The organism is Chromatiales bacterium 21-64-14 (assembly GCA_002255365.1).
GTDB lineage: Bacteria > Pseudomonadota > Gammaproteobacteria > 21-64-14 > 21-64-14 > 21-64-14.
In genome coordinates, this window is sequence record NCBI01000024.1 from 1 (window position 1) to 14,774 (window position 14,774).

A 14,774-nucleotide genomic window follows, 5' to 3' on the forward strand; every position below is an offset into this window, starting at 1 on the left:
CGGCGACGCTGACCCTGGTGGATGGAGGTGCGGGGGATGCGGACGGTGTGGTCAATGGCGTCATCGTCGATCCCAGCGGTCCAGTAGTGTCCACCGTGGGAGGGGGGACGCCCACCACGGGGGGAGGCGGTTCCCTGGGCCCGTTCACCCTGGCAACTGGATTAATTTCTGTGTACGGGATTGCGGCACGCCGCCGGCGCCGGGTGTTGGCGATTGACCAATGATGCGGTGGTGTAGCCGATGTCCTGACTCGGACATCGGTGCCCCGCCTGGCTTGATTCGGAGTATTGTGTAAGGGCAATCAAGCAGTCCGACCTTCAGGTGTGCGTTCCTGCCTCCCGTTGGGAGGTTGAACGGGGTTGGGGCCGTATGATTGGTAGCATCGATTGGTGAACGCGATACACAAGAAGTACTGTTACCTTGTTTTTCGCAGCGCAGTAGGGCGGAACGTCTGGCCCGAGTCGATTCCACGAGCTCAACTATGAAAATCCTGCTGGTTCATTACGATGAACTGGATACCCTGGGAGGCGTGGAGCTGCTGGTGCGGCAGTTGGCTGGGGCATTCACTGAGGCTGGCCATCCGACGGGCGTTGTCGAGATGGGTAGCCGTTGGCGCGGGCGTCGCCCCCTGACAAGTGCAGTTCCCATCTGGACGATTGCGGCGGCGTCTTTTCCCACGTGGGCGCGCCCCCGATCCTGGGCATCGGCCGCGCGCGCCACGTTGCACCTGCGGCGAGCCATCCGGGAGTGGGGCGCGGAAATCCTGCATATTCATTTTCCGATCGGGCAATCGATTCCCGCGGTCGGTGCCCATGCACTTCCTCACCGTTGGCGACTGGCGGTGACCGTGCATAACAGCGAGATCCGAGTCGCGCCGCAGTCGGATCCGAGGGTAGGAGTTTGGCAACGGCGTTTATTTGCCCGCGCGGATGTTGTCAGCGCCGTAAGTGGGTCGATGCTCGCGGATACTTGCCGGCAGTATCCGCGCGTGGAGACGAAGGGCGTTGTTATCTACAACGGGATAGGGGAGTACTGGTTGGAAGAACCGCGGAGGCCCGTTCCGCGTTCTGGACAAGCCTATGTACTGTTCGTGGGACGCCTGCACCCCATGAAGGGTGTCGACCTGCTCCTACGCGCCTGGCGTGAGATTTCCGGTTCGCTACCGGGGCTGGAACTTCGTATTGCGGGGGAGGGTCCGGATGGGCCGGCGCTCAGGCGGATGGTCCAGGGGTGGAATTTGTCGGGCTCGATCCGGTTCTTGGGAGCGGTCGACAACCATGCCCTTCAACCGTTGTATAGCGAAGCGGAGGCGGTTGTTCTACCTTCCCGTGCCGAGGGGTTCCCGTTAACCCTCTTGGAGGCTTCCGCTTGTGGCTCACTTTGCCTGGGATCTGACGTGCCTGGGATCGCGGAAATCATCGCAGACGGACGCACCGGGTTTCTCTTCCCATCCGGCTCGCCGGAGGGGCTCTCCGATAAGCTGAGGATGATGATGGGACTGGATCGAGAAGTCGCGTTTCGAATCCGTTCCGCGGCATACCAGCAGGTCAAAGAACGGTTTACGCGACCAAAAATGATCGCCGAGTATCTAGATATGTACCGTGGCGTGCTGGGAACTACGTAGCCGCCGTCTGTGCACTGGCAGGACGCGTTAGGTGCGGGTGATCGACGGTCGCCAAGCCGCTATCGCCGGTGTGTCGGGGCATCCGCCGTACGGGGATAGTCGTCCTATGGGTGACGCCGCATCTCCGGCGTATCGATGCGCGGCTGTGGCACCCGAGACCGCAGCTTATAGATATCGGCATAGTCGATGTGGTTGATCACGATTCGGAGGATTGGCTGGTGCGTTTGATAATAGCGGATTACGGGTTCGGGCAAACGCAATTCCTGCTCCTGCCGTCCTGAGATGTAGACCACTAGATAGTCGGCGCGCTCGAGGGTCAGGGGTTTATACTGCCCAGTTTGCGTGCTCATAACGTGCCCATGAAACAAGGGTTGCAGGAGATACGGGAATTCGGTGGCGACGGTGATGCGCCGTGCGTCGGGTAGGGAATTGAGATAGTGGGCTACCTGGTCCAGCCCCTCGCCACGTCCGACGAGCAAAAACCGCACGGCCGCGCGTGGCCCGCCGGCGAGTGGGCTATAGTAGGATAGGTAATAAGGATAGAGGCGTACGATCGGCGCAAGCATGATCACCCCCAGTCCCGCCAGCACTGCTACGCCTAACGTCTTCCAGGCAATAGTGTTTAAGCGGCATCGAAGGGCTTTGAACAGTACTGCGGCACCGATCGCGGCCAGAATGTCGAGGGCGGGGAATACCGGCAGTAAATAACGGTCCATCTTCTTTGCGCCAAAAGACATCATGAGCATGAAGCCGGCCATATAGAGCAGAAGGACGAGTCCCAGCCGTTCCCAGGATTGCGGCAACACGCGCCTGCTCAGCCAGCGGTACAGGATCAATACCGACGTACCAATGGCCAAGATGAGTGACAGGGGGGTGCTGCGGAATAGCAACACCGTGGGGTAAAAGAAACCGCCCGGATTGCGCTCCGGTTGACCGAGAAAAAACTGGCCGTTCGCGTGGGCCGCGATTGCGGGTGCCTGCTCAACGGAATGGAAAAGAATCAACGGGTCGCTCCATAAGGCAGGCCACAGTAGATAGATGACCGCCGCGGCAGCTGCACTCCAGGGGAGGATCCGCATCACGTAGGCGCGGGGATGGTTGCTGTTTGTTGTCGTAAGGATGAGGGGGTAGAACAGTACCAAGGCCGCGGAAAACGGCAATAGATAAACCCCGGGTAGTTTTTCGAGTAGTGCGAGTCCGGCAAAGGCGCCGGATGCCAGGAGTACAGAGCGTCCGCGCTCGGGTTCCTCCATCGCTGCTATGAGCAACAAAACACTTACGCACATCAGGCTCGCGAGTAGTGCGTCAACATGGAAAATGCGTGAAAGCGCTAGATAGAAAGGGTCACAGATCAGGAATACGACCGAAAATCCTGCCACCCAAAGTCCTGAGATACGACGGAGCAGCAGAAACATTGCAGCGATGCATGCCGCTGTTGTTATGGCAACGGCGAACTGTGCGGGCCACATGAAGTCCTTGAGCCAGACGTAAGGTCCGAGCAAGGTCCGCAGTCCGATGAACAGGGCCCCCAGCCACATGGTGATCACCCCGGGGTGCCCGGCTTGGTTGGTGGCCGGGAAGTCGCCGCTCAGCAGGGCATGCAGAAACCGGATTGACCTGACGATCCATAGCTGTTCATCGGCGACCAGATAGGCGCCAATGCCTATGACGCGTGGAATCAGCGCGAGCGCCATTACGAAAAGAAAGGGCAGCAGTGATTTCGTCTTCACGTTCGGGCCTGATGCTGAAACGGTGCTAAATAAACTGGTGGGCAGTGTGGGCCGGCGGCCAATATAAACGGCGTCTCTGGTATTCTTGTCCATGAATCGTAACAGAACAGTGGGCTTGAAAACAGCGCAGTCGTATCGACGATTTGGAGTTTGCCAGCCATGTATCGTGGGCAGCCCCCGATCCGCGGCGGCTGAATGTCATTGACCCGCCTGCTGGATGCGCAGTAGGCCGTTTACCCAAGGAGCGTGACGTGCGACGGAATTTATCAGCGCTGGCGCGCGGTGGCTATGACCTTCTCGTTATTGGGGGAGGAATCTTTGGGGGCTGTTTGGCATGGGATGCGGTTGGCCGCGGACTACGCGTAGCATTGATCGAGCAGCGTGATTTCGGAGAAGGCGTTTCGGCCAACTCCTTCAAGATGGTCCATGGTGGAATCCGGTACATTCAACACGGCGACATTGCGCGCGTGCGTGGATCTTGCCGGGAACGTCGTGCACTGCTGACAATTGCACCACATCTAGTCCAACCGCTTCCGATCGTGATTCCGACCTATGGCCACGGGAGTAGCGGACGCGGATTGCTGATGGCGGGGGTATCGATTTACGACCTATTGACGGCGGATCGGAATCTTGGGATTCGGGATCCGGCGCGGCGTATCCCGCGCGGTAGGGCATTGGGTCGTTTTGACGTTGCAGAGCTCTTCCCGGACCTTGAACGCAACGGACTCACGGGCGGCGTGGAATTTTTTGATGGCCAGATGTACAACCCGACACGGTTAGTCCTCGCGTTCGTGCGGTCGGCCGCTGAGGCCGGGGCGGATGTGGCTAATTACGTGGAGGCGCTTGGATTCAGAAGGAATGGCGGTGGGGTCTGCGGTGTGCGCGCGCGCGATATGTTGAGCGGCGAGGCGTTCGATATCGATGCCCGTATGGTGATTAACGCGACTGGGCCGTGGGCGGAACCGCTATTGAAATCCGACGCCAATCTCAGCCTTGCGCCTGTGGGTAGGTATTCCAGGGACCTATGTATGGTAGTGCGCCGGCGGCCACGGCATGGTCGGGCGCTCGCGGTGCAGACGCAAACGCGCGATCCGGACGCGATAGTTAGCCGATCGGGACGGCATCTGTTTATCGTACCGTGGCGGGAATTCACGCTCGTCGGTGTCTGGCATAGGGTCTTTGATGCACCACCTAACCGGGTCGGGACGAGTTGGGATGAGCTAGGAGGATACATCCGGGAGGTAAATGATGCGTACCCCGCGCTGGAGCTGAATGCGGGGGAAGTCGGGATGGTCAATTTCGGTCTGGTTCCGTTCGGCGAAAACGCTCTGGGAGCCAAGGACCTGAGTTATGGGAAACGTTCACGCATCGTGGATCATGAGCGCGTCCATGGGGTGAAGGGATTGATTACGGTTATCGGAGTTCGTTATACCATGGCGCGAGGTGAAGCGCAGAGTGCCGTTGATCTGGTTGTGAAAAAACTTGGTCATGGGTGGCCCCGATCCACGACCGCGCATGTACCGGTGACGGGTGGTGATATTGGCGATTTTGACGCCTTATGCAAGTCAGTTGTACACGCTGAGGGCAACAGATTCAGGCGCTCGGTGCTACGCGCGTTACTGCACAACCATGGGAGCCGGTATCACGATGTTCTGGGTTTGGTGGCAGAGAATCCCGAACTGGGAGAGACTTTTGGGGAGACGACAGTATTGAAAGCAGAAATTGTGCACGCGATACGCCGGGAGGCGGCGTTTCGCCTCGGTGACCTTGCTTTTCGCAGGACCGATCTGGCTACCGCAGGAGATCCAGGGGGGGTGGCGCTCGAGCAGTGCGCTCATGTAGCAGCGGCCGAACTCGGTTGGTCTGCGGAGCAGACGCAAGTGGAACTTGATGATGTGCGGTGCGAATTCCCGTTTAGGACAAAAACGTCTGACGTTGATGATCGGAGTTGTGTCGAGAACGGGGGCGGGTCGTGAGAGTGATGATTACCGGGGGAACGGGTTTCATTGGTTCTCGCTTGGCGCTGCGTGTGCATGCCGATGGCGATGATGTAGTGGTACTCGGTCAACGGAATACGCGAATCGAAGAGGCGAACGCTGAAGAGCTGCGGACCGCTGGCGTGGATGTTATTGACGGTTCAGTGACCAATGCAGGACAGTTGCGCGACGTCATGACATCGGTAGGGGTTGTCTACCATTTGGCCGCCGCTCAGCATGAAGCGAATGTCGGTGCTGATCATTTTTACCAAGTAAACGTCGAAGGAACGCGAAACGTGTGCGAGGCCGCGTTGGTAGCTGGAGTGGAGCGTATTGTGCACGGCGGCACGATCGGGGTGTACGGATCAGCAGCTCACGGCCAACTCTCGGAGCTGACCGTTCCGAGTCCTGCGAATGTGTATGGAACGACCAAACTGGCGGGCGAACGCGTTGCACTCTCCTATGCCGACCGAATCCCGGTCACTGTTATACGAATATCAGAGACTTACGGGCCGGGTGACTACAGGCTCCTAAAGCTGTTTCGTGCGGTTGAGAAGGGCACGTTTTTTTTGGTCGGTCCGGGCCTGAATCTGCATCAACTGATCTACGTGGATGACCTGATACGCGGTATGTCTCTTGCGGCACGTTCGCCACATGCGGTAGGTGAAATTTTCGTGCTGGCGGGGTCAGAGGTGCTGACTACGCGTGACATGGTGGACGTAGTTGGCGCTGCTTTCGGTAAGCGTGGAGCGCGGCTTTCCCTGCCGATGTGGCCATTTCTGGCGGCGGCGGTCGTTCTTGAAAATACACTTGGCCGAGTTGGTATACAGCCTCCGTTGCATCGGCGGCGGCTGGATTTTTTCCGAAAAAGTTTTTATTTTTCGCCTGAGAAAAGTGCATCCCTACTCGGCTTTGAGGCGCAGAGCGATTTCCATCGCGGCGTGGAGGCCACGGTGCGATGGTATCGGGACCGTGGCCTGCTATAGCTGCGTTTTTAATTTGGAGGGCGATTCGGCGGGTTGCATATTGATGAGGTGCTAGGCGCGGGCGTACCAGAAGGTGTGGTGCTTCCAAGCAGGCGCAACGGAATAAATGATTTGCGCGGCGGGCGGCCGAAGCGATCCGCGCACGCACCGGATCGTAGTTGTCCGATGGTGTCGGGTTAATCCGCTGCCGTGTCCGGGCGACGGCACACCGCGCCGATCTTCTTGGTGAATATGCGGTTTTTCTTGCCATACAGGACAAAGCTGATCCGGAAGATCAAGGTATACAGCGCGGAGACCAACATCAGCACGTAGTTTAGTGGGTTGGTGTAAAACACGTAAAGATTTAAAGGGAAGACGCGGATTTTCTCGAAGTGAGTGTATTCGAGTATCTGCCGCATGGTGTATTCGGTGAAGGTGTTGTAGTGGTCGAAATTTTGTGCCAACGCCTCGGCGCCCGTGATGGGGTTAGCGCCGTTCAGCCCATGGACGAGTAGGGTGCCACCGGGGCGTAGTTTCTCACGACACAGTGCCAGGAATTCAATCATCTCGTCTTTAGTTAGATGGTTCAGTTCCTGCTCACAAAAGATCGCGGCATAAGGGTCGTTGCTACCTCCGAGAAACTCAAAAGCGGTGTCTACCCGGCAGTTGAGGCCCCGATCACGGGCGTATTGGACCTTGGATGGAAAGGAGTCGATCCCCAATACGTTAGTGTAACCCTCGCGGGTCAACAGGTCGACGAAGTAACCAGGCCCACAACTAACGACGAGGATTCTGGCTCCGCGATCGGGTGGCAGCAGTCGCAGGTAATTGTGCTTATAGAACCGGCGAAATTTCGAATAGCCCTTTTCGATGTCATCAGGCGCTTCCCAGAAAGAGTCGAAGGGTTCTATGCGGGCGGTTAATTCTCGCTTCGGCCGTGTCACTGATTTCTCCCCTCTGACCTGTTGGCGGTCGGAGTACAAGATGGGTGCAGACGGGCGCCCGGCAGGACCTCGCGCTCGCTTTCCGGACATTTTACCTATAGGGTATTGGGAGGCAGTGATGAATACCAGTGTCGAGAAATTTTACAACGCGACTAAGGGTGTTCCCCGAGTTCCGGGTCCGCCTCGGGTGATCTGGCCCGTGTCGCCCGGGTGATTTTTTACCGCTGCGGGGGCTGACCGCACGAGTATGCGGATACTGTTCTGCAATTTTGAATATCCGCCGCTGGGCGGCGGTGGGGGTGTCATTACCGCGTTGCTGGCTGAGGAATTGGCCAAGACCCATCAGGTTACAGTCCTTACGTCGCGGGCCGACGGGCTTGCGCCGGATGCCATCGAAGCGGGGGTTCGGGTCATGCGTGTACCGGTCCTGTTGCGCCGGAACCGTTCCACCGCGAGCTTTATCTCGATGTTCGGGTACATGCTTACTGGGGCTCGGGCGGGGAAGGCCCTGTTGCGGTCCGGGGGGGTCGACATCATCAATACCCACTTCGTATTGCCGTCGGGTCCGGTAGGTGCGTCGCTTGCGCGTTTCTCGGGGGCCCCCAACGTCCTTTCGGTCCACGGTGGCGACCTGTATGACCCGAGCAAATGGACCTCACCCCACCGCCATGGTCCACTGCGCGCCTGGGTCCGGCGGCTGCTGGTCGCGGCGGACCGAGTCGTTGGGCAGTCCCACAACACCTTGGACAACATGCGTCGCATTTATACGGAACGTAGCTCGCCAGCACTTATCCCGTTGGGCATCCGCCGTCCTCCCGACGGTGTGGCGCTCCGGAGCGACTATGGCGTGGGAAGGGACGATTTCCTGTTGGTTACGGTTGGCAGGTTGGTCGGGCGCAAGGCTATCGACCAGCTGATCACGTTGTTGCCTGCTTTAGGAGCAGGGTCAGTAAAGCTGCTGGTAATCGGGGAGGGTCCACACCTAGGCGAACTGCGCGCCCAGGCCGACGCGTTGGGTGTTGCAGGGCGCATCCAGTTCCTGGGGCATCTCGGTGAAATGGAAAAATTCTCCGTACTACGGATGGCGGATCTGTTCGTATCCACGAGCCAGCATGAGGGATTCGGACTGGTGTTTCTGGAAGCCATGGCTTGCCGCCTGCCGGTAGTGTGCTATGACCATGGCGGGCAGACGGATTTCCTGACGGATGGAGAAACGGGAGGTGTGGTCACCCTCAACGACCTGCGTGCCTTTGGTGATCGCTGCCGGCAGTTTATCGAGCAACGCGAGCTGACGGCTCGGGTGGGGGCTGCGAATGCTCGCCGGGTCGAGGAGTTCTTTATCGACCAATGCGCTGCCCGGTATGAATCGCTGTTTCAGGAGGTAATCGAGGAGCGTCGCGTCCAACCCAATGGCGGGCCGTCGCAACGTGGTTGAAGAGCTCGGCGCGTGCTCTCGCGCTGGGCCTGGGGGTTAGAATCGGATGTGCGGGATTGCGGGAATCGTCGGCGGGTCGCGCTGCGGTCGCGATGGGGTCGGACGCATGTTGGATGCGCTGCGCCACCGCGGGCCTGACGACGAGGGACTCCATCTTGCGGAGGGCGTTGCCTTGGGGCAGCGGCGGCTTTCGATCATCGACCTGGAAGGAGGGCATCAGCCGATTGCGAACGAGGATCAGACCCTCTGGCTGGTGTGCAACGGGGAAATCTACAACTACCGCGAATTGCGGAAAGAACTCGAGGCAGCGGGTCATCGGTTCTCGACCCAGTCCGATTCTGAGGTGATTCTGCACCTGTACGAGTCTGTGGGTGAACGTTGCGTGGGTCGTCTGCGCGGTATGTTTGCATTCGCAATCTGGGATGCTAGGCGGCGTACCCTGTTCGCGGCCCGGGATCGACTCGGACAGAAGCCCCTATTCTATGCGCAGCGTGGTCAGGAGTTCATCTTCGCATCGGAAATCAAGGCGTTACTGGCTTTCGATCCGGCGCTCGCGGTGCTGGATGAGGCATCACTCGATCAGTATCTGACGTTGCGGTTGATCGCTGCACCAAACAGCATGTTCCGGGCAATTCACAAGCTGCCGCCAGCCCACACCTTGCTGCTCGGAGCGCATGGTAGAGCAAACGTGTCCCGTTACTGGGACCTCGAATACGAACCCAAGCTCCAGGGCACCGAGGACGATATGGTAGATGCCCTGGAGGCGGAGATCATCGAAGCACTGCGCCTACACGTTGTCAGCGACGTCCCGGTCGGTGCGTTTCTGAGCGGCGGTATGGATTCTACGCTGATTGTCGCTATGTTGATGAAGCACGGAATCGCAGATTCCTTAGAGACTTTTTCGATGGGACTCCCGTACCAGCGTTTCAACGAGGCGCCGTATGCGCGGATGGTCGCAGAGCGATACGGGACCGTGCATCATGAACGCGTGGTCGAACCCTCGCTGTTGGAGACCCTTCCGGCGTTGGTGTGGCATCTGGACGAGCCATCCGATCCATTGTCCGTATGCATGTACGCGATCTCCGCGATGGCTCGTGAACGTGTCAAGGTGGTACTTGGCGGGGATGGTGGCGATGAGCTTTTCGGTGGCTACGATCGTTATTACGGCAACCGTTATGCCGAGGTCTACGCGCTTATCCCTCGGGTAGTACGTCGTTATGGCATCGGTCCACTGTTGCGTATCATCCCGGACGGACGCTGGTATAAGAGCGCTGCGCACCAGGCGAAGTGGCTGCACCGATTGTCGTTTCTGGAGGGTGGTGAGCGCTACGCCAAAAGTCTGGGATATTTCTATTTCGACGCGCCGTCGCGGCTGGAGTTGTACGGACCGGGAATGGTGTCCGCGTTGCAGGGCGATCCGGAGGGGGCGATACGGATTCCCTATTCCGAGGCTAGGGCCGCAGATCCCGTGGATCGAATGCTGTACGCCGACAGCCGGGTGCGGCTGCCGGATCACCCGGTGATGATCCTTGACCGGATGACCATGGCGCACGGCTTGGAGGCCCGCAGCCCGTTGATGGACCATGGCCTGGCGGAATTTGCGGCGCGCTTGCCGGTATCACTCAAGGTGCGTGGTAGATCGCTGCGCTATATCCAGGCACGGCTCGCCGAGCGTTATCTCCCGCGCGCTGTACTGCAGCGTCCTAAACAAGGATTCTCTTCGGCGTTGCCCTACATGCTGGCTACCCAGTACCGCGCGCTGTTTGGACTGTTTCTGCGCAAATCACATCTGGCTAGGGACGGGCTGTTTTGCCAGGGGCCAATCGACAACCTCGTTCAGGAACACCTTTCGGGGGCGGCCGATCATGGTAACCGCCTGTGGTTGTTGCTCAACAGCGAGGTATGGTACCGGATGCGGATCGAAGGGGAGTCGCGGAATGACCTCGCTGAGCGAATCCGCGGTGTGGATACTGCACGAGACGCGGCATGATCGGAACAGTCAGTAAGATGCCGATAGCCGTGAGCGCGCAGGCGCTGGGCGGCGGGATAGCGGCGGCTATCCCAGTGGATCTGTCGATCGTGGTGCCTTTTTTTAATGAGGAGGAGAACGTGCGGCCGCAGTACGAGCGTATCGTAGCGGCCCTAGACCGACTGACGCTGCGAAGTCAGCTGGTGTTTGTGGACGACGGCAGTGGTGATCGGACTTGGGAGGAGTTACGAGCCGTCGCAGCGCAGGATCCACGCGTACGGGCGATCCGGTTTCGTCGGAATTATGGACAGACGGCAGCTATGGCAGCGGGCATCGAATACGCGGACGGCGCGATCCTCATGACCATGGATGGGGATCTGCAGAACGATCCGGACGATATTCCACGATTCCTGGAGATGCTCGACAAAGGGTACGACGTCGTGGTCGGGTGGCGCTTTCATCGACAAGATCGACTCCTGACCCGCAAGATTCCATCACAAGTCGCAAATTGGCTAATCGGAAAGGTTACGGGCGTTCCGATACATGACAACGGATGCTCGCTCAAGGCGTATCGTGCTGTACTTATCAAGATGATCCCACTCTACTCCGAGATGCACCGGTTCATTCCGGCTATGGCGAGCCTGGCTGGCGCACAAATCGCGGAAATTCCCGTGAACCATTTTCCGCGCCGTTATGGGGAATCCAAGTACGGCTTGTCACGTATCTACCGCGTGTTGCTGGATCTGGTCACGATCAAGACACTGTTGTCCTCGGTAGACCGGCCGCTACTATGGTTTGGGGCCATCGCGGGCGGGAGTTTAGTGATCAGCGTGGGCGCGCTGTTAGCGGCCTTGCTGGACCCATGGGCGCTTCACGGGAGCCCGGTGTTGATATCCATGGGAATCAGCCTACTGTTCGGTGCCGAGGCGGCCTTTATGATGTTCTCTGGCGTGTTTAGCGAACTTGTTTATCGGACTGGCGACGTGCAGATCGAGAAACTTTCGGAGGTAACTGCCGAGGTGTTTGAAGTTACGCCGGTTGGGGGTGGCAGGTGAACATGGATGGTCGACCCATGGTTTCGGCCATCATCCCTGTGACAGAACGCTTTGATAACGTCCGGGATCTGTATCTCCGTTATCGGGATGCCCTACGCGAGAGTGGGCTGGATTTTGAAATCACCTACGTACTCGACGGACGCTATCCTGACGTGTTAGGGGAATTGAAGGAACTATTGCATGACGGGGAGCAGCTACGGGTCATTGCGTTGTCGCGGTCCTTCGGCGAGGCGACGGCCATCATGGTCGGTTTTAACCACTCGCGCGGTGAATGGATACTCACGCTTCCCGCCTACGAACAAATCGAGCCGTCCGGGATTCCAACGTTGATAGCCGGCCTGCGGGAGCACGACTTTGTTGCGGCACGGCGCTGGCCACGCATTGATTCGCGGTTCAACCGGCTCCAGGCAGCCGGTTTCCACTTCTTTCTCAACCGGATCACCGGATTGCGCTTTCACGACATGGGTTGTGGGGCGCGGGCCTTCAAACGGCGTGTGCTGGAAGAGATTACACTGTACGGAGACCAGCACCGCTTTCTACCGGTACTCGCTTTTCGTCAGGGGTTCCGGGTCCGCGAGATTGATATTCCACAATCACCCCGGGATGCCCACAAACGGCTCTATGGATTCGGGGTGTATCTGCGGCGTTTACTGGACATGCTGTCAGTGTTTTTTCTCACTAAATTCACCAAGAAGCCATTGCGGTTTTTCGGGTTGCTCGGGTCTGCGGTATTCGCCCTGGGTGCCGCACTGGTGGTGTACCTGGTTGCCGATCGATTTCTCGACAATACGTCACTGTCCAATCGCCCGTTGTTGCTGTTGGCGTCGTTGTTGGTCGTCCTCGGCATCCAGATCTTCGCCATCGGGTTGGTCGGCGAGATCATTATCTTCAGCCATGCAAAAGATATCAAAGACTACACCATTGATGAGATCATCAACTAGAAAGGCGCGTAGCGTTGCTGGATGAACCCGCGCGATAGGGGTATCACCTGTCGGCTCATCAGCAACGGGCGCGGCCATCAAGCAGGCGTGGAATGACCTCGTCCGGTGGAAGAGGACGGCCGGTCAGATACCCCTGAGCGGCATCACAATGGTAGCGCCGCAGGTACTCCAGCTGGCGATCGGTTTCCACGCCCTCAGCGATTACGGGTAATTTCATGCTGTGTGCGAGTGCGATGATGGTGGTAACGATTGCGGTGTCGTCGGCGTCGTCCGGGATACCGTGGATAAAGGATCGGTCGATCTTGAGGGTGTGGATGGGGAAGCGTTTCAGATAGTTCAGGGACGAATACCCGATGCCGAAGTCGTCCATTGCCAGCTGAATACCCATCCCGTTTAGCGTTTGTAGCACCTCGATTGCGTGCTCTGGGTCCTGCATGATGCTCTCGGTGATCTCCAATTGGATGCAGCAGGCTGGGACCTGGTACTCAATCAGGATATCCTCCAGCAGGTGGATCAATGCCGGGTCGTTGAATTGGCGTATCGATAGGTTAATGGCGACTGGAACCGAGGTGGGCACACCAGCTGTTTGCCACGCGAGGCGTGCGCGACACGCGGCTCGCAGGGTCCACTCACCCACCGCAACGATGAGGCCGGTTTCTTCCAGGAGTGGAATGAACTGCGAGGGGGATACGGTGCCAAATTCAGGATGCCGCCAGCGAATGAGCGCTTCCGCTCCCGTCACTGCGCCAGTGGCGATATCCACTTGCGGTTGGTAGTACAGGACGAATTCGTTGCGATCCAATGCGCGACGTAGATGGGTTTCGAAGCTCAGCCGTTCGAGTGCCTTGGCGTTCATGTTCGCGGTATAGAACAAATAATTGTTACGGCCGCGGTCCTTGGCACGGTACATTGCGGTGTCGGCATTGCGTAGCAGGGTGAGGGCGTCTTGACCGTCCTGTGGGTGGACGGTAATGCCTATACTCCCTGTTACGAACAGTTCATGACCGAAAGGCGCGAAGGGCGAGTCGAGTGCCGTCAGTATCGTAGCGGCGAGGGGCGCTACTTCGTTCGGATTGGTGATATCTTCGATCAGAAACGCGAATTCATCGCCGCCGCGCGCCGTGCGCGCCAAACGCGCGGCGATCTCCTGCAAAAGCCGGTCGCCGACATCATGCGCCAGGGTCTCGTTGATGAGCTTGAAGCGATCAAGGTCCAGAAGCAGGACGACGACCATGCGGTTGTGGGCGCGCGCGCGGTAGATGGCTTGTTGCAGGCGGTCGATGAATAGGGCCCGGTTGGGAAGACTTGTGAGGGCATCGTGATGGGCGAGATGACTTAAGCGCGCTTCCGCCTGTTTGCGCTGGCTGATGTCCTCTAGACTTCCCTCATTATACAGGGTGTCGCCGTTCGGGCCGGCCACTTTGTGGGCGTGCAGTTCGCACCAGACCATCGTTCCGTCGAAGCGGCGGAGTTGGAGCGGGTAGGCGCGTACGGCGGTGGTGCTGCTCAACTTCAAGCGCAGGCGTTCGAGGTCTTGATCCCGTGCGAACCACTCGGCCATGGGTGTGTCCAGTATCGCTTGGCGGCTGCGATAGCCCAGAATATCGATCATGGCGGGGTTGGCGTCGAGTATGTTTCCGTCCGGCGTGGACCGGAACAGACCGATAGGGACGCCGTCGAACAGACTTTGGTAGCGGGTCTCGGCTTCGCGTACGGCCTCTATGCGCCGGGCCTGTTCCAAGGCCGAGCGGACCGCAGCGGGCATCCGCGTGACATGCTTGGCGGACTTCAGAACATAATCGCTCAGTCCCGCCTTCATGGCTTGTACCGCCACCTCCTCGCTACCTGTGGCGGTGAACATGATGACCGGACAAGCGGGTTGGTTCTCCTTTACGGTGTTCAGGATCGTGAGTCCGTCGCTCCAGCGTAGTTGGTAGTCGGTGATCACCAGGTCCCACCGCGCTGCGTTCAGTGCCGCGCGAAACTGGTTCTCATCGTGTATTTGTTCCACGTGGAGGGAGGAGAATTCCCGCTGCAGAGTACGGATAACCAGGGCGCGGTCGTCGGGATCGTCGTCGATCAGCAGGAGGCGGAGGATGGGTGATTCGGGGAGGTTTGGCATGACAGGCCCCGGA

Annotated in this window: 11 protein-coding genes; 8 read left to right on the forward strand and 3 right to left on the reverse strand. The window is 58.7% G+C overall.

All coding sequences use genetic code 11. The annotated features are described in order from the left end of the window. Window positions 1–224, forward strand: a 224-nt coding sequence (locus B7Z66_11225; GenBank protein OYV75815.1) for a hypothetical protein, incomplete at its 5' end; no start/stop codon positions are given. Window positions 225–481: 257 nt separating this feature from the next. Then, window positions 482–1,624, forward strand: a complete 1,143-nt coding sequence (locus B7Z66_11230) for a hypothetical protein (GenBank protein ID OYV75816.1) — start codon at window positions 482–484, stop codon at window positions 1,622–1,624. Window positions 1,625–1,728: 104 nt separating this feature from the next. Here the strand turns inward: B7Z66_11230 and B7Z66_11235 are convergent, their stop codons facing one another. Then, window positions 1,729–3,447 (reverse strand): hypothetical protein, encoded by a 1,719-nt coding sequence (locus tag B7Z66_11235; GenBank protein ID OYV75817.1) that lies wholly within the window; start codon window positions 3,445–3,447, stop codon window positions 1,729–1,731. Between the two features lie 50 nt (window positions 3,448–3,497). Here B7Z66_11235 and B7Z66_11240 point away from each other — a divergent pair, with 50 nt between their 5' ends. Together B7Z66_11240 and B7Z66_11245 are read left to right on the forward strand one after the other, a co-directional pair. Further along, window positions 3,498–5,330, forward strand: coding sequence for a hypothetical protein (locus tag B7Z66_11240; GenBank protein ID OYV75818.1), 1,833 nt, complete (start codon window positions 3,498–3,500; stop codon window positions 5,328–5,330). Between the two features lie 5 nt (window positions 5,331–5,335). Continuing rightward, on the forward strand, window positions 5,336–6,316 hold the full coding sequence (locus tag B7Z66_11245; GenBank protein OYV75819.1) for a hypothetical protein: 981 nt from the start codon (window positions 5,336–5,338) through the stop codon (window positions 6,314–6,316). A gap of 176 nt (window positions 6,317–6,492) precedes the next feature. Here B7Z66_11245 and B7Z66_11250 read toward each other — a convergent pair whose 3' ends face one another. After that, the gene (locus tag B7Z66_11250; GenBank protein OYV75820.1) at window positions 6,493–7,329 is read right to left on the reverse strand and encodes a hypothetical protein; all 837 of its coding nucleotides are present in this window, start codon (window positions 7,327–7,329) and stop codon (window positions 6,493–6,495) included. A 157-nt stretch (window positions 7,330–7,486) separates the two neighbouring features. Here B7Z66_11250 and B7Z66_11255 point away from each other — a divergent pair, with 157 nt between their 5' ends. The 4 genes from B7Z66_11255 (at window position 7,487) to B7Z66_11270 (ending at window position 12,639) form a co-directional block, all read left to right on the forward strand. After that, window positions 7,487–8,674 (forward strand): hypothetical protein, encoded by a 1,188-nt coding sequence (locus B7Z66_11255; GenBank protein ID OYV75821.1) that lies wholly within the window; start codon window positions 7,487–7,489, stop codon window positions 8,672–8,674. 46 nt (window positions 8,675–8,720) lie between these two features. Then, the gene (locus B7Z66_11260) at window positions 8,721–10,664 is read left to right on the forward strand and encodes an asparagine synthase (glutamine-hydrolyzing) (protein OYV75822.1); all 1,944 of its coding nucleotides are present in this window, start codon (window positions 8,721–8,723) and stop codon (window positions 10,662–10,664) included. A gap of 74 nt (window positions 10,665–10,738) precedes the next feature. After that, window positions 10,739–11,698: a glycosyltransferase gene (locus tag B7Z66_11265; GenBank protein OYV75843.1), complete on the forward strand. Its 960-nt coding sequence runs from the start codon at window positions 10,739–10,741 to the stop codon at window positions 11,696–11,698. A 2-nt stretch (window positions 11,699–11,700) separates the two neighbouring features. Further along, a complete protein-coding gene (locus B7Z66_11270) occupies window positions 11,701–12,639 on the forward strand; it encodes a hypothetical protein (GenBank protein OYV75823.1) in 939 nt (312 codons plus the stop codon). 58 nt (window positions 12,640–12,697) lie between these two features. Here B7Z66_11270 and B7Z66_11275 read toward each other — a convergent pair whose 3' ends face one another. Then, window positions 12,698–14,761 carry a hypothetical protein gene (locus B7Z66_11275; protein ID OYV75824.1) on the reverse strand — a complete coding sequence of 688 codons (2,064 nt, stop codon included), beginning with the start codon at window positions 14,759–14,761 and terminating at the stop codon, window positions 12,698–12,700. Window positions 14,762–14,774 lie beyond the last annotated feature (13 nt).